Below are 19,508 nucleotides of genomic sequence, written 5' to 3'. Positions count from 1 at the left end.
ATAGAATATATTATTTAAAAACTATACCATATTTTATAAGAAGGTATACAATGAATTTGCTCCAGAAGGCTAGATATGTGATAAAATGATAGAAGATTGAGACTTTTATGTGGTATTACTTTTAAAAAAGGAGTGAGTTATGATGCGAAATATTCCTATCGTTCAAAGTCAATATGCAGCCCCGCCAATTCGTGAGAGGTTTATTCGACGTGGAAAATTGAATAAAAAACTATCGGCTATTTCGACTCATACACTAACACTTCTCTATGCTGGAGCAGGGTATGGAAAGAGTACAGCGCTCTCTTTATATTTACATGACACGAAGATGAAGGCATGCTGGTATTCTATTTCCGAAACAGATGATGATATTCTACCATTCTTTACGAAGATAGTAGAATCAGTTAAGTTAATATATCCTAATTTTGGGGGAAATATTAATAAAAAATATCAAGAGATTGGACACTACATAGATACGGAGCAAATTTATGCGTTAGCATCTACTTTTATTAATGAGCTAATGGATATCAAGGAAGAAATCACCATCATTTTAGATGATTTTCATCATGTACATGCTTCATTCGAGATTGAGAAATGGATCCTGTTTATTTTAGAACATGCACCATCTAATATCCACCTCGTTATATCCAGTAGAAATAGACCGAAATGGGATATCTTGTCTAAGCTAAAAGTAAAAGGCGATTTATTAGAGATTACTCAAGAGGATTTAATCCTTTCTCCTCAAGAAATGTACTTTGTGCTAGAGGATATATTAGATATAGAATTAAGTGAGGAAAAAATTGATAAAATCTATGAATTGACTGAAGGTTGGGCAATTGCGTTTAATATGTTGACCCAGCAATTAGAAGATGAGGCAGCGATAGAAAAGATTTTTCAAAACCGACAAACTTCCTTAGAAGATCTGTTCGGTTACCTAGCATCAGAAGTATTAAATAAACAATCACTAATTATTCAACAGTTCTTACTACAATCTAGTATTATGGATGTTTTACTACCAAAAGCTTGTGACCACGTTTTACAAATAAATGGTTCTGAAGATATATTACAAGGATTACTAGAACAAAATTTATTTATCGTTGAGGGTGAGGAGAATTACTTCCGTTACCATGCACTTTTTAAAGCTTTTTTGGAGAATCGATTACAGAAAACTTATCCTAATGAATATAATCGATTACATATTAAAGCAGCACAATATTTTGAAAGGCAAGGCGACATCGAAAGTGCATTATATCATTACCGTAAGATAGAAAAGTTTCCACAAATGGCAATGATATTGCAGGAATATGGACTAGTTATGCTTCGTTCTGGAAGATTACAAAGCCTATATGATTTATTAATAACGATTCCAGACGAGTTGAAACAAATTTACCCAGTTCTATATTTCTACCAAGGTGAGATTGAAAGATACCGCTCCCAATATGACAAAGCAGAAAAGAACTTTGACAAAATTATTAGTATTATTCCTGGTTATGACCAGGGACATTATAATTTGATTGGTCTAGCATTTGAGGGGAAGGCCAGAATTTACTTAGATACCATCCAGCCTGATCAAGCGGAGCGTTTTGTGAAGCAAGCCATTCATATGCGAGAAATGGCGGATACACCAAAAGAAGAGATGGCACAACTCTATCAATTACTAGCTGAAAATCTTCTAAACCTAGGTCAAGCTGGTAAAGCAGAATCGTGGTTTGAACGAGCAAAATCGTTAAATATCCCAATTGAAGATGGAAATTTAGAAGGTAGAATTCTACTTCGAACTGGTAAGTTACAAAAGGCTAAAGAAGTCTTGTTAAAACGTAAAGGACAAACTAGTGATTCCTTCCAAAAGCACTTGCCACAATCCCATCGTGAGACAGATCTTATTTTATCTATTATAGAATCGTTTATGGGAAATGGGGAAGAGAGTAAAAAATTAGCCTCCGATGGTATTCAACTTGGACTGTCAACACAATCTCCATTCGTAGAAGCTTGTGGATGGATGCGAATGGGACATGCAGTTCAATTACTAGAAAGATATGATTCAAGACTTGCTGAGGAATGCTATGAAACATCACTAGATATGATGGAAAAGATTAATATTTCTAGAGGAAAGGCAGAGCCATATATGGGTCTTTCTGTTCTTTATGGTAGAAGTGGGGAATATGAAAGAGCTGTTGAAGCCGCTAGAAAAGGTTTGATAGAAACAGAGAAAGTAAAAGATAAATGGCTCAGTGCGTTAATTAAATTAAGTTTGTTAGTTACAGAAATATATAATAGGCATTATGATAAGGCAAAAGTGTTATTAGAGGAAGTACATGAAGACTTTATTAGTTGCGGAGACCGTTATGGAATAATGGTGACAGCTTTTTGGTCGGCTTATGTGGCATATGAAGAAGAAAATGACAGCGTATTCAAGAGGAGTTTTGAACTTTTTATACAAGAGATTCATACAGAGGAGTTTGACTTCTTTTTCAAAAAACAAACCCCATTTGGTCCAACTGATTTGCAAAATTTTGTACCACTTTTACTTAAAGCAAAGCAACTAGGAATAACTCCTCAACTTGTGTCGAAGTATTTAGTGGATTTACAAATTGACGAAGATATTAATAATCATCCGGGTTATACGCTACAAGTATCTGCCTTAGGGTATTTGCGAGTGTCTATTGGTTCTAAGCAAGTAGAGGATCGTGATTGGCAACGTGGAAAAGCAAAGGAACTATTTGAACTTTTTGTCACGTATCGGAATAAGCTTCTTTCTAAAGAGGAGATATTTTCATCGCTCTGGCCAGATTTAGACCACGATAATGCGAATAAGAATTTTAAAGTCTCTTTTAATGCTTTATTAAAAGCACTAGAACCAAGACGAAAGGCACGAGAAGAATCATACTTTATTCTCCGGAAAGGGAGTTATTATGGGTTAAATCCAGAATCAGGTTATGAATTAGACATTCATGACTTTGAAAATTGGATGACAAGAGGGATTGAAGCAAAAGAAGACAAGCAAGCTAAAGCATTAATTGAGAAGGCAATAAGATTGTATAGAGGAAGTTATTTAGAGGATTTACGTTTTGCTACTTGGTGTCAAGCTGAGCGCGAGCGACTCCAAACATTATACTTACGGGGTGTAGAAAAGTTAGCTCAAATATCTGTTAGATTACATGACTTTCACAGCTGTATAGAATTATGTGAGAAGATAATTCAGATTGACCAAACATGGGAAGAAGCATATCGATTGTTAATGTATAGCTATTATCAATTAAACAATCGTCCCCAAGCGATAAGGTGGTACGAAAAGTGTTGTAATGTATTAGAAGAAGAACTAGGAGTAGAACCAATGATGCCTACTAGAGAGATGTATCATTTAATTATAGAGTCAGAGGAATTAAGAAATTATTGAACCTTCTAATGAATATTAGAAGGTCTTTTTTTATTGTAATGAATTCACGCTAGCGTTCCTCGTCATAGAAACAACCCACGAAAAAAGTATTTGTAACTATCTTGTAACTACTCAAAGCTATGATTTCTACAAGTCCTAATATTAAAAATGAGGGGGAAAAACGTTATGAAGGTAAAACGAATAATTGCAGTTCTATTCACGGTATTAGTAATAGGATTGTTAGCGGCTTGTGGTAATAGTGCATCAAAAGATGATGATGTAGTAAAAATTGGTGTACTTGCTTCATTAACTGGTGCATTAGAGTCTTATGGCAAACAAACTACTCAAGGTTTTGAATTAGGTATTGATTATGCAACAGATGGGAAAAAGGAAGTTGCAGGTAAGAAGATTGAAGTAATTGTTGTTGATACCGAAACAGACCAAGAAGTTGCTAGAAAGAAAGCATTGGAATTAATTGAAGATGAGGGCGTAGATTTCTTAGTTGGATCTTCAAGTTCTGCAGATACATTAGCAGTTACACCGCTGGCAGAAGAACATGAAGTTATTATGATTGTTGAGCCGGCAGCTGCGGATAGTATTACTGGAGAAGAGTACAATGATTATATTTTCCGCACAGCTCGTAACTCTTCTCAAGATGCTGTAGCGGCAGCAGCGGCAATCGCTGGAGAAGGGGTAAAAATTGCAACATTTGCTCCAGATTATGCGTTTGGTCATGATGGAGTAGCGGCTTTCGTACCAGCTGCAGTGGAATTAGGTGCGGAGATTGTTCACCAAGAATTTGCTGATGCTGCAGCAACGGACTTTACAGCAAATATCCAAAAGATTATTGAAGCAGATCCAGATTACTTATTTGTTGTTTGGGCTGGAGCAAATTCTCCTTGGAACCAAATTGCAGACATGGGCTTACAAGAGCGAGGAATTAAAATATCAACTGGAGCACCAGATATTCCAGCTCTAGCAACGATGAATGCACTTGTTGGTATGGAAGGATTCACTGTTTACTATCATACTCTTCCAGATAACGAAGTAAATGATTGGTTAGTGAAAGAACATAAAGAACGTTTTGATGGTGAAGTACCTGATTTATTTACACCAGGTGGTATGAGTGCAGCTATCGCAATTGTGGAAGCGCTTAAAAAGACGGATGGAGATACGGATGCTACTAAATTAATTGAAACAATGGAAGGAATGAGTTTTGAAACACCGAAAGGAACAATGACATTCCGTCCAGAGGATCACCAAGCATTACAGGAACTATATGCGATTACATTGGAAGAGCAAGATGGTTTTGACTATCCTGTACCTGTATTAAATCGTGTGTTAACTCCAGAAGAGACTGCACCACCAATTATGAATGATAAATAAGTAGAAAAGTACTAGTCGATTACGTCTAGAACTAGTCAACATTGGATTACTTCTATTTTAAGAGACGGGATACCCTTGCCATTTGGCGAGGGTTGTTCCCTTCATAAGTAGAGTGGAAATGATTGGAAAAAGGAGGAGCAACATGGCTTTCATTTTAGAAACGAAAGACTTAACAATAAGGTTTGGTGGGCATACTGCAGTGGATAAGGTAACAGTACAAATCCCTGAGAAGAAGTTCACTTCCATAATTGGCCCCAATGGTGCTGGAAAAACCACATTCTTTAATCTACTAAGCGGTCAACTATCTCCAACAGAAGGTTCCATTTTTTATAAAGGAAATGAGATTACGAAGAAATCTGCAACAGAAAGAACAAGACTAGGAATTGGTAGATCCTTTCAAATAACAAATGTATTTCCAAATTTAACGGTGTTAGAAAATGTTCGTTTAGCCATACAGTCGCAAGCTAATGTACGTTACCAAATGCTTAAACACTTTTTGCATTATAAGCGATTTGAGGAGAAGGCACATAATATCTTGGACCAAGTATTACTGGATGAGAAAGCAGATACGCTCGCTAGTAATCTAGCACATGGGGAAAAAAGAAAGCTAGAAATCGCGATGTTACTAGCCCTTGAGACCGAGGTGCTGTTGTTAGATGAACCGACTGCAGGAATGGCTTTAGAGGAAGTACCTGCAATTATGGAAGTAATAAGAAAGATAAAAGCAGAAGAAGATCGAACCATTGTCTTAATTGAACACAAGATGGATATGATTATGGACCTATCTGATGAAGTATTAGTGTTATTCCACGGAGAATTAATTGCAAAAGGAACCCCAGAAGAAATAGTAGAAAATGAGACTGTCCAATCAGCATATCTAGGAGGAATGTACGATGAGCAGCTTGCTTAAGCTATCCCAGGTGGAGGCCCATATCGGTCAATTTCATATATTACATGATATTAGTTTTGAAGTACCTAAAGGAGAAGTGACTGTACTACTAGGAAGAAATGGTGCAGGTAAAACAACTACGTTACGTACAATTATGGGGCTTAACCCAGTATATAGAGGTTCTATCACTTATAACGGTGAGCAAATTACAAATCTAAAGCCTCATTTAATTGCGAATAAAGGTATTGGTTATGTTCCAGAGGACCAAGGAGTTTTTGAAGATTTGACGGTAGGGGAAAACTTACGTGTAGCGATGAAACGGGAAGATGAATCAACGACTGAAAGGTTAGAATGGATTCTTGAATTATTCCCCGATTTAAAGAAGTTTTGGAAAAAGCCAAGCGGTCAACTAAGTGGTGGACAAAAGCAAATGCTTGCTATTGCTCGTGCTTATGTGAATGAAAATGACCTTCTGTTAATTGATGAGCCAAGTAAGGGACTAGCGCCAATTGTAGTCGAGAAAGTAATGGAAACGATTTTGCAAATGAAAGAAAAAACTACGATTGTCCTTGTTGAGCAGAACTTCATGATGGCAAGTAAAATTGGTGATCAGTTCTATATCATTGATGACGGGCAAACCGTCCACAATGGATTAATGGGTGAGTTAAGAGAAGATAAGGCATTAATGAAAAAATATTTAGGTGTTTCATAAGGAGGAAAGGACATGGACTTAATTGCTAGTTTAACAATTAACGGCCTTGCAACAGGCATGTTAATTTTCCTCCTTGCTGCAGGGTTAACTTTAATTTTTGGTTTGATGAGCGTGTTAAACTTTGCACACGGAGGATTATTTATCTGGGGTGCGTATACAGGTGTTTGGATATATTCCATGAGCGAAAGCTTTTTCCTAGCTATTATTACAGCTATTATTACTGGTTTGGTACTAGGACTAATCACAGAACGACTGATTATTCGACCAGTGTATGGGAACCATATACAACAAATTTTAATTACGTTAGGGTTTATGATTGTTCTTCAAGAGTTGATTAAAGTTGTATTTGGGCCTGATATAAAAGCTGTAAATGCACCGGCATGGTTAGCTGGTAATTTTCAAGTTGGAGAAATTACATTAATTAAGTACCGACTCTTTATCATTGCTGTAGGGCTCCTTGTATTCTTTACTATCTATCTCATATTAAAGAAAACAAGGATTGGATTAATTGTTCGTGCTGGTGTCATGAATAGAGAAATGGTACAAACGCTAGGTATTAATATTCGTTTTGTTTTTATGGCTGTATTTATGGTAGGGGCTGCTCTTGCAGCACTTAGTGGTATTCTTCATGCACCATATTCAGGCAGTATTTATGCGGAAATGGGGCTTGAATTCTCCATTCTAGCTTTTATAGTAGTTGTAATTGGTGGAATGGGTAGTTTTACAGGTTCTTTATTTGCAGCACTTTTAGTAGGTTTAGCACAAGCTTATATGGCGTACTATTTTCCGGCGCTTTCCCTTGCTGTAAATATGTTAATTATGGTTGTGGTGCTCGTATTTAGACCACAAGGATTATTTAAGGTGAAGGGGTGATTGGTCTTGATACTACGAAATATGACTAAAAGTAACTTAATCTACCTTGGAATTGCTGCATTGTTGTTGTTTTTACCGATGATTATAACAGGAAGTACAAAATTCATGATCACCCAAATCTTTGTATTTGCCATTTTTGCGATGAGTTATGATCTCCTATTAGGTTATACGGGAATCATTTCCTTCGGTCATGCGATGTTTTTTGGAATCGGTGCTTATTCGACAGCTATTTTTATGGATCATTTCGATTCAAGTTTAATTGCTTTGTTCATCGCAATATTAGTAGCTGTTTTATTCGCAGCACTTGTTAGTTTTATTGTAGGTATGTTAACGCTAAGGCTGAAGACACATTTCTATGCGATGCTAACACTAGCTTTTGCTGGTTTGTTTTTAGTTGCAGCTGAAAAAATGCGTTGGTTAACAAGAGGTAACGATGGATTTACTATTAAAGCGCCAGAGATTTTAAGAGACTCAACTACAATCTATATCATCAGTTTAATAAGTTTAGTGTTGATTTTCTTTGGATTACGACGATTAACAAATTCTCCATTTGGAAGAGTATTAGTTGCGATACGTGAAAATGAACACCGTACAGAATCACTAGGCTATAATGTCCTTCATTATAAAGTGTTAGTAACGGTAATTTCTGGTGTTGTTGCTAGTTTAGCAGGGGTTTTATATATTTTATCATTACGTTTTGTTAATACAGGGGTATTCGGAACAGATTTAACAATTGATGTGCTATTAATGACCATTATAGGTGGAGTAGGTACATTAGTTGGACCAATTATTGGGGCTGCTTTAATTGAACTAGCACACGACTGGATCTCCGGACTTGCTAACGTCCATTGGATTTTCGAGCGATGGTTAATTCTCTATGGCATTGTGTATATTCTAATGGTAATTTTCTTCCCGTTAGGAATTGTTGGTACGATTCGAGAGAAATTTTCAGGAAGAAAAAAATCAAAGAATAATGCGAAACAGAAAGCTAGTTAAGAACTAAGGAGGTAACCTGCAAATGGAAGTAAAAATTGGGATCTTGAGTACGGGAATTTATATCCCAGAAAATCGAATGACTGCGGAGGAAATTTCGGAGCAAGCAGGAATTCCTCTTGAAGTTGTCGAAAACAAGATGGGAATTAAAGAAAAGCCAATTCCGAGTGAAAATGATCATACGGCAGAAATGGGAATTAAAGCTGCAAAAAAAGCAATCGATAAAGCAGGTATTGACCCAAAAGAAATTGATCTTGTTATTTACATTGGGGAAGAGCATAAAGAGTATCCATTGTGGACAGCTGGTATAAAAACCCAACATGAAGTGGGTGCAGTTAATGCTTGGGCATTTGATACTGCGTTAAGGTGTGGAACAACGATTATGGGGTTAAAGATTGCAAAGGATATGATGAAATCTGACCCATCAATTAATACAGTGCTACTTGCTGGTGGATATCGTAATGTCGATTTTATTAATTATCGAAACCCGCGAACGCGTTTTATGTTCAATTTAGCAGCAGGTGGTGGCGCAATTATTTTAAGAAAAGGCCATAAAGAAAATGAGTTACTTGAATCACATTTGATAACAGATGGGTCGTTCTCTGAAGATGTTTATGTAACAACTGGAGGGACGAAAAATCCCATTACGAAAGAAACAATAGATGCTGGTCTCTATCAATTAGATGTCATTGACCCACAGGGAATGAAGGAACGATTAGAACAGAAATCAATGGATAATTTCATTACTTGTATTGAACGAGCATTAGAAAAAAGCGGATATAGTAAAGAAGATATTAGCTATGTTGCTATGCTTCATATGAAGAAATCTGCTCATTTATATGTCCTTGATCAGTTAGGAGTTGCCCATGATAAATCTATCTATCTAGAAAACTATGGACATATCGGCCAGTTGGATCAAATATTATCATTAGAATTAGCAGAACAACAAGGGAAATTAAAGAAAGGTGATATTGTTGTACTTGTCTCCGCAGGGATTGGCTATGCTTGGGGTGCGAATATCATTAAATGGGGATAATGGAGGAGGATTTTGTTATGACCAATGTAGTATTGAAAAAGGTATCATTACCAAATGGTGAGGAGATTGCATACCGTGAGCGAGAAGGCGGTGAAGACATTATCGTTCTTGTACATGGTAATATGACATCTTCTGTTCATTGGGATCTTGTCATTGAAAATCTTTCCGAACGCTATAAAGTATATGCAGTTGACATGCGAGGTTTTGGCGAATCAAGTTATAACAACAGAATTACAAGTATTAAAGACTTCTCTGATGATTTAAAACTATGGGTAGATGAGGTAGGTATTACAGACTTTACACTTGCCGGTTGGTCTACAGGTGGTTGTGTATCCATGCAGTTTTGTGCAGATTATCCAGGATACTGTAATGGAATTTTCCTTCAATCTTCTGGTTCGACACGGGGCTATCCATATTACCCACTAGGTGCTAATGGACTGCCGGATTTAAATAATCGAATTCAAACATTAGAGGAAATGTTTCAAGACGGTAAGCGACTATTTGTTCAAGGTGCTTACGATACGAAAAACTATGAGGCATTAAAGCAAGTTTGGGAAGCTGTTATTTATACGCATAATAAACCAGATGAAGAGCGTTACCAGAAATATCTGGAGGACATGACAACACAACGCAATTTAGCTGAGGTATACCAGGCTCTTAATACCTTTAATATTAGTAATGTTCATAATGGATTAACGGCCGGAAAGAATCGTATTAAAGATATAAACGTACCAGTTCTTATTGCTTGGGGTGAGCGTGACTTAGTAGTGACTAGAGTAATGACGGAGGAAATCCGAGAAGATTTTGGTGATAAAGCGGTATATAAAGAATTGAAAAACTGTGGTCACTCACCAATTATTGATGACTTAGAGCAACTATTACAAGTGATGGAAGAATTTTTTGCTAATGTAAAATTAACAAAAGGGGTTTAATAGATGACTAGATTACAAGATAAAGTAGCTATCATTACAGGGGCAGCAAATGGAATTGGTTTTGAAGCAGCACGTAAATTTGGAACAGAAGGTGCTAATGTGGTGATTGCTGACTTTGATGAAAAAGCAGGGTTAGAAAGTGCTGAAACCCTACAAGCAGAAGGTTTACAGGTGAAATTTGTACAAGTGAATGTAGCGGATCGTGCAAGTGTAGATACAATGGTTGAAACAGTTCTAGCAGAATTTGGAAAGATAAATATATTAGTAAATAATGCTGGTATTACTCGTGATGCTATGCTTTCCAAAATGACACTTGAACAATTTCAACAAGTAATTGATGTGAATCTAACTGGAGTATTTAATTGTACCCAGGCAGTACTTCCTTCTATGGTGGGGGAAGGAAAAGGAAAAATTATTAATACGTCATCGGTTACTGGTACGTATGGAAATGTTGGCCAAACCAACTATGCTGCTGCCAAAGCTGGCCTAATCGGAATGACGAAAACTTGGGCAAAAGAACTAGGAAGAAAAGGAATTAATGTGAATGCGGTAGCACCAGGTTTTACGGAAACAGCAATGGTATCGGCCATGCCTGATAAAGTGATTGATAAAATGAAAGCAATGGTGCCTATGCAACGATTAGGTAAGCCAGAAGATATTGCGAATGCTTATCTATTTTTAGCTTCTGATGAATCCGATTATATTAATGGCCATGTGTTGCATGTAGATGGTGGAATAATGATGTAGGTTAAATGTGCTGGAATACTTAAGGCTTCCAGCGCATTTTTTTTATGACTATCTGTAACCCTCTTGTAACTCTTAAATTTTAAACTAGTTCTAGAATATGGAGGGATAGTTATGCATGCAAATATGGACTGGTTACAGAGTAGAGTAAATATATCTCCAGATGCACAAGCAGTAATAGATGCTGTGACAGATGATTCATGGACGTATAAAGAACTTTATGAACGAGCAAATATAATCGCTAATTATTTTGTTACAAAAGGTGTAATAAAAGGAGATAGAGTTGCAATATTAGCACCAAACCATATTGGATATCTTGATTTTTTCTTTGCTTGTATGCAAATTGGTGCCATATTTATCCCCTTAAATTGGCGATTAGGAAATAATGAGTTGACATATGTTTTACAAGATTCGAAACCAAAATTATTGGGAGTTTCCCCGGATTTTAAAGAAAAAGTTAATCAAACGAATGTGGATGCAGAGATAATCGAAATAGCTAGCAATGATTATTATAAACATCTAACCTATGAGCGGCATGATGTTTTCGTAGAACTGAAAGAAGAAGATCCACTGGCAATGATTTATACTGGAGGAACGACAGGTAAACCAAAAGGAGTTGTACTATCGCATCGATCAATATTGTGGAATGCGTTAAACACGATTGTTAGCTGGGACCTTAGTGCAAAGGATGTCACATTAATCACAACACCAATGTTTCATACAGGAGGTTTAAATGTATATACATTACCTCTGTTACTAGCAGGTGGTACTGTTGTTTTATCTCCAGACTTCTATCCCGAAAAGGCAGTTCATGATCTAATAAAGTATCGCTGTACCGTAGTTTTATTTGTACCAACGATGTATCACATGATTATCCAAACAAAGGAATTTCAAGAAGCAACGTTTCCGGATATGCGTGTATTTGTATCTGGTGGCGCTCCTTGCCCTCATCGAATTTATGAAGCTTTCCATGAAAAAGGAATCGCGTTTAAAGAAGGATATGGCTTGACCGAGGCGGGGCCAAATAATTTCTATATTGCCCCTGAAGAAGCAATTCATAAGATTGGATCAGTTGGGAAACCGATGATGTTTAATGATATTAAAATTGTAAAAGATGACGGTACGGTAGCAAAGGCGAATGAAGTAGGGGAACTTGTCTTAAGGGGATATCACGCTTTCGAATATTATTGGAATAAGCCGGAAGAAACAGCCGAAGTTATCCGGGATGGCTGGATCCATACAGGAGATTTAGTAAAGCAAGATCATGATGGTTATGTTTTTATAGTTGGTCGTAAGAAAGATATGATTATTTCCGGTGGAGAAAATGTGTATCCTTTAGAAATTGAACATTGGTTAGAGGCTAATGAAAGAATTAATGAAGCAGCAGTTGTTGGATTACCCGATGAAAAATGGGGAGAAATCGTAACTGCCTTTGTATCATTAAAAGCCGATGTAACCGAAGAAGAATTAAAGGAATATTGTAATCAAAAGTTGACGAGATACAAAGTACCGAAAAAGTTCTATATTTTAGAGGAACTACCCAAAACACACGTTGGAAAAATCAATAAAGCATTATTGAAAGAGAAGTATTCTTTAGATCAGGAGAAAGTGTGAAGTTAAAAAGGCGTTAATACAGTCGTTGTATTATCGCCTTTTCGAAAGTATATATAAACAATTGCTCATCTTTCAATTTGCATCATTATCTTTGTAACGAATTCTTCTTCGTGACTTTTTACAGAATGGTCATAAACATATTCTTCAAATACATAGTTCCCTAATCGTAATTGTAGACGTTCCATTTCCATTAGCAATCGTTCATACGTTTGAGGAATAGTCTCCTCATCACCTACATGATATCCAACGAGAAAATCCCCTTTTACAATTTGAAAATATTTATGTCCTTCGCGAGGAATAGGCTGTTCGATGTATAAAAAACTATGCTTCGTAAACTCTCGATTTAAGATATGCTCTCTTTTAGTAATAACCCCGATTGGATATCCTGAATCAAGATTGGATTGATATAATTCATTAATGAAATCAGAGACAACCTCTACAAACTTTTCATTTGATATGTTTTCAATATTTTTACTTAAGTAAAGTGTGGCTTTCGGTAATTGTTCGATAGTTACTTGAGTAAAATCCCAGTGTGATGCTTCTTCCATCAACTTAATTTTTGCCTCAATAATTTTCTCCTTCATTTCAATTTCCTGGCGTTTTTTCACAATATCAGCTCTTTTTTGGTACATTAAATGTAAAAAACTTTCTGGTGATTTATTCTTCATATAATTTTGGATTTCTTTAAGAGACATATCTAGTTCTTTCAGTAAATCGATTACGTTAAACAAGTCTAATTGGTGAACGGAATAGAAGCGGTATCCTTTTTCATTTTTAAAAATGGGAGAAAGTAAACCAATTTGATCATAATAGAAAAGTGTCTGCTTATTCACTTTACAGAGTCTAGCAAATTCACCTGAACTCAAATATTTTTCCTTTTTTTCATCCAATTTGAATTCCCCCTTGACTATATAGTTACTATATACATTAAGATAGTTGAATGTAAATAGAAGAAGTTAGTTGAAACTAATTTTATCTATTAGTTAAGGAGAAAGAAATGAAAAATAAACAAGTTACATTATGGTTACTACTTTTAAATTTATTTATTGCTTTTTTAGGAATTGGACTTATTATTCCGGTAATGCCATCATTAATTAATGAACTTGGAATTACTGGAACAACGGTTGGATATTTGACCGCAGCATTTGCAATTGCTCAATTGATTTGTTCTCCAATTGCGGGTAAAGCTGCAGATAAATTTGGGCGAAAAATAATGATTGTTATCGGTCTATTTATATTTGGATTCTCTGAATTTTTATTTGGTATAGGTAAAGAAATTGAAGTGTTGTTTATTTCACGTATATTAGGTGGGGTTAGTGCTGCATTTATTATGCCTGCTGTCACAGCATTCATCGTTGATATTACTACTAAAGATACTCGTCCAAAAGCTCTTGGACTTATGTCTGCTGCGATAAGTACTGGATTTATCATTGGTCCTGGTATTGGTGGATTTTTAGCAGAATTGGGAACTCGTGTACCATTCTTCTTTGCTGCCGGATTAGGCTGCCTTGCAGGAATTCTTTCCATTATATTATTATCAGAACCAGAACATTATAAGGAAATAGATGCACCGATTGATAACCAAAAAGTAGGAATAAAACGGTTGTTTGCGCCTATGTATCTCATACCGTTTGTATTAATTTTTATTACCTCATTTGGTTTAGCGGCATTTGACTCATTCTTTAGTTTATTTGTGGATCACAAATTTCAATTTACCCCTTCTGATATAGCAATTGTTATTACTGGTGGTGCCATTTTTGGAGCGATTGCACAAGTTGTCCTATTTGATCGTTTAACAAGATTACTAGGAGAAATTAAATTGATTCGGTATAGCATCGTATTATCTGCTGTACTAGTCTATTTAATGACGGTTGCTAGCTCTTATTTTTCCGTTTTAGTCGTCACATTTATTGTTTTTGTTGGCTTTGATTTATTCCGTCCAGCTGTCACCTCATACCTTTCCAACATTGCAGGAAATGAGCAAGGTTTTGTTGGTGGAATGAACTCAATGTTTACTAGTTTAGCAAATATCTTTGGCCCTATTATCGGCGGAATATTATTTGATCTAGATATCAACTATCCATATTATTTTGCCGCATTCGTTTTAGTACTAGGAATTGTATTAACGATGTTTTGGAAGATGCCAGAAAATAATCTTTCTAAGAAAGTTTCACCTATGGAAAATCCCTCATCAATGTGAGGGATTTTTCTTTATATGGGTTATTTATCTTTTAATAGTTCAACTTTAATACGATGTTTCTGGCTCGAATCGGAAATAAACCGATGTAATTGTATATATAATAATCCATGACTATATGTTGCTTTAATTTTATCAGATCGTACCGGGAATGGAAGAGTAACTGTGCGCTCAAATACACCTTGTAGAATCTCTTCACTTACTACCGTTCCACCACTATAGCCGATGTCAATTGTTCCACGAAGCTCCAGTTGGGTATAGTTAACAAATATATCAATTTTATCTAAATCAGTTAAACCAGGAATACTAGCAATACATAAAATCTCATTATCTGTTTGATAGAGATTAATTTGGGGTATGGTTGGTTTAAGTATCCCTTCAAATTGTCCCCAAAAATCTTCCCCAAAGAAATGATCCATATTTCGCTTCCATTCTGACATTTGCTTAAATGGATCCATTATTAACACCTCATTTGATTTGCTGTATGATAGTTATACTATATGCAGAATCTAGAAAATGGGTGTTTGCCTAAAGTGCTGTAAAAAGGAGGAATGTTATTTTGCTTGAAAATGCTTTTATGATGGTTGTAATTATACTAGTGGTGAATATTGTATATGTTTCCATGTTTACAATTCGAATGATACTAACATTAAAGGGACGCCGATATGTAGCTGCATTTGTTAGTATGTTTGAGATTGTTGTCTATATTTTTGGGCTTGGACTAGTACTTGATAATTTAAATGAGATTCAAAATGTGATCGCTTATGCACTAGGTTATGGGATTGGGGTCGTAATTGGTTCCATTATTGAGGAAAAGCTCGCACTTGGTTACATAACTGTTAATGTAATCTCAGGAAATCCTGATTTAAAATTTACGAAACAATTGCGAGATAAAGGATATGGTGTAACTAGTTGGTCTGCGTATGGGATGGACGGTGATCGATTAGCGATGCAGATTTTAACGCCAAGAAAATATGAATTAAAACTGTATGAAGATATTAAGACAATTGATCCAAAAGCATTTATCATTTCATATGAGCCGAAACAGATCCATGGCGGATTCTGGGTGAAACAAGTTAAAAAGGGACGCTTATTCCATCCGAAGAAGAAAGTAAGTGGAAATTCTGAAGGTGTAAAAACTAAAGAGAATTCTTCTGATATAAAGCAAGATTAACTTGGTATTATAAAGGACTTCCTACATGGCAGTAGCTAGGTGGAGGTTCTTTTTTGTTTATGAGTGATTGATGTTGTATGGGAGATGATAGCAGTAGTTATTACATGTGCATATGAGAGCCGGTTTTAAGTGGATTTTTGGAGTAACGGTCACTCATAGTGCTTATGACTGCCCGTAGCGAATAGAATTTTGGAGTAACCGTCATTCATAGTGCTTATGAGTGCCCGTAGCGAGTAAAGTTTTGGAGCAACGGTCACTCATGGGGGTGATGAGTGACCGTAACGAGAGAAATTTTGAAGTAACCGTTACTCATAGTGCTTATGAGTGCCCGTAGCGAGTAAAATTTAGGAGTAACGGTCACTCATAGGTGTAATGAGTACCTGTAGCGAGTAAAATAATGAAGTAACGGTCACTCATAGTGCTTATGAGTGCCCGTAGCGAGTAAAATTTTGGAACAACGGTCACTCATAATAGTTATCAGTACCCATAGTAAATTAAAAACTACTAGCAACAGTCACTTATCCCTAACGACTGCTCTTTCAATAAGTAATCCCTTTTGATCAATCCCACACTACTAATCCCCAATCCACAATTTTATTAAATTAACCACAGTCAAAAAAATGTCACAAATTTTCGCTCTACTTAACAACAACTTTACAGTATTGAAGCGTGAATTGTGATACAATTGTAAAAAGATTAAATATGGAGAGTTGCCCTATGTTAAAAGATGGTCATTGGAGAAATTTTGAGTTAAGGAAACATGTGAAAGTTGTGGAAGGGAAATTAGCACCGACGCTAGTTCTAAAGAATGCAACTCATTTAAATATGTACATTAAACAGTGGATTACAGCAAATATTTGGATATATAATGAAAGAATTGTATACGTAGGAAATAATCTTCCACAAATGGAGACAGAGATTGTTGATTGTACAGGTAAATACATTGTGCCTGGCTATATAGAACCCCATGCACATCCGTTTCAACTATATAATCCAGAAATGTTAGCAAAACATGCTGCAAAGTTTGGAACAACAACATTAGTTAATGATAATTTATCATGGCTTTTTTTATTAGACAAAAAGAAAGCGTTTTCTATTTTGGCTGATTTTGAGAAAATTCCAATCGTGATGTACTGGTGGTCGCGTTTTGACCCGCAAACAGAAATTACAAATGAAGAAGAAATATTTAATACAGAAGATATGCTTGATTGGTTGTCCCATCCATGTGTTATTCAAGGTGGAGAATTGACCGGCTGGCCTAATCTATTGAATGGTGATGATAGGTTACTATACTGGATACAAGAAGCAAAAAGAAAAGGAAAGCCGATAGAAGGTCATTTGCCAGGAGCTTCAGAAAATACATTGACAAAGTTAAAACTACTTGGTGTATCAGCTGATCATGAGTCAATAAGTGGGGAAGATGTCTTGAAGCGATTAACATTAGGTTATCAAGTTGGTCTTAGGTATTCTTCCATTCGGCCAGACTTACCAAAACTTATAGAAGAAATAATAGAATTAGGATTAACGAACTTTGACCAGTTAACAATGACAACTGACGGAGGTACGCCTGGCTTTTATGAACAAGGATTAATGAACGTTTGTATAGAAATTGCAATAGAAAAAGGTGTGCCAGTTGAGGAAGCATACCGAATGGCAACGTTTAATGTAGCAAAACATTTCCATTTAGAGGAGCAATTAGGTTGTATAGCTCCTGGACGAATGGCAAATATTAATATATTAACAGCAAAAGATAACCCGCATCCAGAAAGTGTAATAGCTAAAGGGAAGTGGATTGTAAAAAATACAATTACTGAGAAATTACCTACCTATATCAATTGGAAAAAGTATGACATTGAGACTATTGATTTTGATTGGGAAATGAGTTTGTCAGATTTGCAATTTTCAATCCCTATTGGCCTTGAGATGCAAAATGATGTCATTATTAAACCTTATGCAATTCAAACTGATATTACTGTGGATAATCTCCCTGAAGAGCGTGACGATGCATTCCTATTATTATTGGATAAATACGGAAAATGGCGTGTCAATACAACGATTCGTGGTTTCACAAAGAAACTAGGCGGATTAGTTAGCTCATTCTCACAAACTGGTGATTTAGTATTTATTGGGAAAAATAAAGATGATATGCTACTAGCGTGGCAGCGACTTAAAGAAATCGGTGGTGGGATTGTACTTGTCCATGAAGGGGAGGTCATAGCTGAACTTCCTTTACAGTTAGCAGGTAAGATGTATTCTGGTAATATGGAAGAGCTAATAGAAAAAGAAAAACTAATAAAAGAAAAACTTCTTGAATTTGGTTATCAATTTAACGATCCGATATATTGTATTCTCTTTTTATCATCTACACATTTACCATATATTCGTATTACACAAGAAGGTGTTATCGATGTGAAAAAACGAGAGTTGCTCTTCCCAGCAACGATGCGATAACATATAATGGGAATAAGATTGAACATAATTTGAATATAAGGATGTTGGGGCATGAGAAAGTTAGTACTATTAGTATGCATTAGTATTTTATTAGTAGCATGTAGCAATAAAACTAATAATGAGGCAAATGAAGAACCAGTCGAAGTTGTGGATAATGATTCAGGTCAAACAGATGATCAATCAAATGAATCTGAGGGAACTTTTGCAAACATAAATCCATTTACAGGAATTGGTACGAATAACTCTATTGATCACCGTGCAATTGGTGTCATGATTAATAATCATACTGATGCAAGGCCACAATCAGGGCTCTCCCAGGCAGATATTGTATTTGAGATATTAGCTGAAGGGATGATTACGCGATTTTTAGCGATATTCCATAGTGAGCAACCGGAGATAGTTGGTCCAGTGCGCAGTGCACGTGAATATTACTTTGACTTAGCTAATCGATATGGTGCGTTATATGTGTATCATGGAGCGGCTGAATTTGTAAATGAAATGTTAGATAATCGTGGAATAGACCATTTAGACGGTTCTATATATGACAATGATGGTAAACTGTTTAAACGCGAATCATTTCGGGTTGCCCCACATAATTCCTATTTGTTAATGAACAATGTATATGAAGTAGCTAATGATATTGGATATGAGATTACTAATAAACACACATCTTTACCATTCTTATCAGATAAAGAAGTTGCTTCAATAAATGGTGAAGAAGCAAAGCATATTGAGATTGTCTACTCGAAATCACCAATGGAAATTGTAGAATATGAATATAATCCAGAAACAGAGAACTATAAACGGTATAATGATAGAGAGTTAACCGAAGAATTACACACAGGTGAACCGATAACAGTCGATAATATCTTCATTATCGAAACATATCATGAAGTAATTGATAAAGCTGGACGTAGGAGTATAGACTTTTATGCTGGTGGAAATGCTTACCTGATCCAAAAAGGGAAGGCACAAAAGCTAGAATGGGAGAACCGTGATGGATATTTAGTTCCAGTAAAAGATGGTGAAGTTGTTGGATTTGTACCTGGTAAGACATGGATAAATGTTGTACCAACAGATCCAGGTATGAATAATTCAGTAATCATTTCTGGACAGTAGGAGTAGGAGGTACCA

General features: G+C 35.9%; 16 protein-coding genes. 14 read left to right on the top strand and 2 right to left on the bottom strand.

Annotated elements, in window-relative coordinates:
• The first annotated feature begins 139 nt into the window (after nucleotides 1–139).
• From IEV35_RS09685 to IEV35_RS09640, 10 genes are all read left to right on the top strand, one after another.
• Nucleotides 140–3,394 carry an AfsR/SARP family transcriptional regulator gene (locus IEV35_RS09685; RefSeq protein WP_229740709.1) on the top strand — a complete coding sequence of 1,085 codons (3,255 nt, stop codon included), beginning with the start codon at nucleotides 140–142 and terminating at the stop codon, nucleotides 3,392–3,394.
• A gap of 165 nt (nucleotides 3,395–3,559) precedes the next feature.
• Nucleotides 3,560–4,759: a substrate-binding domain-containing protein gene (locus IEV35_RS09680; RefSeq protein WP_188384453.1), complete on the top strand. Its 1,200-nt coding sequence runs from the start codon at nucleotides 3,560–3,562 to the stop codon at nucleotides 4,757–4,759.
• 142 nt (nucleotides 4,760–4,901) lie between these two features.
• Nucleotides 4,902–5,669: an ABC transporter ATP-binding protein gene (locus IEV35_RS09675; RefSeq protein WP_188384452.1), complete on the top strand. Its 768-nt coding sequence runs from the start codon at nucleotides 4,902–4,904 to the stop codon at nucleotides 5,667–5,669.
• Nucleotides 5,653–6,360 (top strand): ABC transporter ATP-binding protein, encoded by a 708-nt coding sequence (locus IEV35_RS09670; protein ID WP_188384451.1) that lies wholly within the window; start codon nucleotides 5,653–5,655, stop codon nucleotides 6,358–6,360. The genes IEV35_RS09675 and IEV35_RS09670 overlap by 17 nt, the downstream gene beginning before the upstream one ends.
• 12 nt (nucleotides 6,361–6,372) lie before the next feature.
• A complete protein-coding gene (locus IEV35_RS09665; RefSeq protein WP_188384450.1) occupies nucleotides 6,373–7,233 on the top strand; it encodes a branched-chain amino acid ABC transporter permease in 861 nt (286 codons plus the stop codon).
• The gene (locus IEV35_RS09660; protein WP_229740708.1) at nucleotides 7,234–8,229 is read left to right on the top strand and encodes a branched-chain amino acid ABC transporter permease; all 996 of its coding nucleotides are present in this window, start codon (nucleotides 7,234–7,236) and stop codon (nucleotides 8,227–8,229) included.
• Nucleotides 8,230–8,251: 22 nt separating this feature from the next.
• A complete protein-coding gene (locus tag IEV35_RS09655; RefSeq protein WP_188384448.1) occupies nucleotides 8,252–9,262 on the top strand; it encodes a 3-oxoacyl-ACP synthase in 1,011 nt (336 codons plus the stop codon).
• Between the two features lie 17 nt (nucleotides 9,263–9,279).
• Nucleotides 9,280–10,194: an intracellular short-chain-length polyhydroxyalkanoate depolymerase gene (phaZ, locus tag IEV35_RS09650; RefSeq protein ID WP_188384447.1), complete on the top strand. Its 915-nt coding sequence runs from the start codon at nucleotides 9,280–9,282 to the stop codon at nucleotides 10,192–10,194.
• 3 nt (nucleotides 10,195–10,197) lie between these two features.
• Entirely contained in the window at nucleotides 10,198–10,941 is a 744-nt protein-coding gene (fabG, locus tag IEV35_RS09645; protein WP_188384446.1) for a 3-oxoacyl-ACP reductase FabG, read from the top strand.
• A 111-nt stretch (nucleotides 10,942–11,052) separates the two neighbouring features.
• On the top strand, nucleotides 11,053–12,552 hold the full coding sequence (locus IEV35_RS09640; protein WP_188384445.1) for a class I adenylate-forming enzyme family protein: 1,500 nt from the start codon (nucleotides 11,053–11,055) through the stop codon (nucleotides 12,550–12,552).
• A gap of 65 nt (nucleotides 12,553–12,617) precedes the next feature.
• On the opposite strand, the gene IEV35_RS09635 is transcribed toward IEV35_RS09640, so the two are convergent.
• Entirely contained in the window at nucleotides 12,618–13,442 is an 825-nt protein-coding gene (locus tag IEV35_RS09635) for a MerR family transcriptional regulator (RefSeq protein ID WP_188384444.1), read from the bottom strand.
• Between the two features lie 107 nt (nucleotides 13,443–13,549).
• On the opposite strand from IEV35_RS09635, the gene norA reads away from it, so the two are divergent.
• A complete protein-coding gene (norA, locus tag IEV35_RS09630) occupies nucleotides 13,550–14,752 on the top strand; it encodes a multidrug efflux MFS transporter NorA (RefSeq protein ID WP_188384443.1) in 1,203 nt (400 codons plus the stop codon).
• Nucleotides 14,753–14,772: 20 nt separating this feature from the next.
• Here the strand turns inward: norA and IEV35_RS09625 are convergent, their stop codons facing one another.
• Nucleotides 14,773–15,207: an Hsp20/alpha crystallin family protein gene (locus tag IEV35_RS09625; RefSeq protein WP_188384442.1), complete on the bottom strand. Its 435-nt coding sequence runs from the start codon at nucleotides 15,205–15,207 to the stop codon at nucleotides 14,773–14,775.
• Between the two features lie 101 nt (nucleotides 15,208–15,308).
• On the opposite strand from IEV35_RS09625, the gene IEV35_RS09620 reads away from it, so the two are divergent.
• The 3 genes from IEV35_RS09620 (at nucleotide 15,309) to IEV35_RS09610 (ending at nucleotide 19,493) form a co-directional block, all read left to right on the top strand.
• Complete coding sequence (locus IEV35_RS09620) at nucleotides 15,309–15,923, top strand: DUF2179 domain-containing protein (RefSeq protein WP_188384441.1); 615 nt, start codon at nucleotides 15,309–15,311, stop codon at nucleotides 15,921–15,923.
• Between the two features lie 717 nt (nucleotides 15,924–16,640).
• Nucleotides 16,641–18,374 carry an adenine deaminase C-terminal domain-containing protein gene (locus IEV35_RS09615; RefSeq protein WP_188384440.1) on the top strand — a complete coding sequence of 578 codons (1,734 nt, stop codon included), beginning with the start codon at nucleotides 16,641–16,643 and terminating at the stop codon, nucleotides 18,372–18,374.
• 51 nt (nucleotides 18,375–18,425) lie between these two features.
• Nucleotides 18,426–19,493: a DUF3048 domain-containing protein gene (locus IEV35_RS09610; RefSeq protein ID WP_188384439.1), complete on the top strand. Its 1,068-nt coding sequence runs from the start codon at nucleotides 18,426–18,428 to the stop codon at nucleotides 19,491–19,493.
• The last annotated feature ends 15 nt before the right edge of the window (nucleotides 19,494–19,508 follow it).

The sequence above is a fragment of the Ornithinibacillus halotolerans genome, from assembly GCF_014637405.1.
Lineage (GTDB): Bacteria > Bacillota > Bacilli > Bacillales > Amphibacillaceae > Ornithinibacillus > Ornithinibacillus halotolerans.
This window is presented reverse-complemented; position numbering and strand designations above follow the sequence as displayed.

What these genes read in the sequence shown, in the direction of transcription:
- IEV35_RS09685 (WP_229740709.1), top strand. Translation starts at nt 140, where the DNA reads ATGATGCGAAATATTCCTATCGTTCAAAGTCAATATGCAGCCCCGCCA.
- IEV35_RS09680 (WP_188384453.1), top strand. Translation starts at nt 3,560, where the DNA reads ATGAAGGTAAAACGAATAATTGCAGTTCTATTCACGGTATTAGTAATA.
- IEV35_RS09675 (WP_188384452.1), top strand. Translation starts at nt 4,902, where the DNA reads ATGGCTTTCATTTTAGAAACGAAAGACTTAACAATAAGGTTTGGTGGG.
- IEV35_RS09670 (WP_188384451.1), top strand. Translation starts at nt 5,653, where the DNA reads ATGAGCAGCTTGCTTAAGCTATCCCAGGTGGAGGCCCATATCGGTCAA.
- IEV35_RS09665 (WP_188384450.1), top strand. Translation starts at nt 6,373, where the DNA reads ATGGACTTAATTGCTAGTTTAACAATTAACGGCCTTGCAACAGGCATG.
- IEV35_RS09655 (WP_188384448.1), top strand. Translation starts at nt 8,252, where the DNA reads ATGGAAGTAAAAATTGGGATCTTGAGTACGGGAATTTATATCCCAGAA.
- phaZ (WP_188384447.1), top strand. Translation starts at nt 9,280, where the DNA reads ATGACCAATGTAGTATTGAAAAAGGTATCATTACCAAATGGTGAGGAG.
- fabG (WP_188384446.1), top strand. Translation starts at nt 10,198, where the DNA reads ATGACTAGATTACAAGATAAAGTAGCTATCATTACAGGGGCAGCAAAT.
- IEV35_RS09640 (WP_188384445.1), top strand. Translation starts at nt 11,053, where the DNA reads ATGCATGCAAATATGGACTGGTTACAGAGTAGAGTAAATATATCTCCA.
- norA (WP_188384443.1), top strand. Translation starts at nt 13,550, where the DNA reads ATGAAAAATAAACAAGTTACATTATGGTTACTACTTTTAAATTTATTT.
- IEV35_RS09625 (WP_188384442.1), bottom strand. Translation starts at nt 15,207, where the DNA reads ATGGATCCATTTAAGCAAATGTCAGAATGGAAGCGAAATATGGATCAT.
- IEV35_RS09615 (WP_188384440.1), top strand. Translation starts at nt 16,641, where the DNA reads ATGTTAAAAGATGGTCATTGGAGAAATTTTGAGTTAAGGAAACATGTG.
- IEV35_RS09610 (WP_188384439.1), top strand. Translation starts at nt 18,426, where the DNA reads ATGAGAAAGTTAGTACTATTAGTATGCATTAGTATTTTATTAGTAGCA.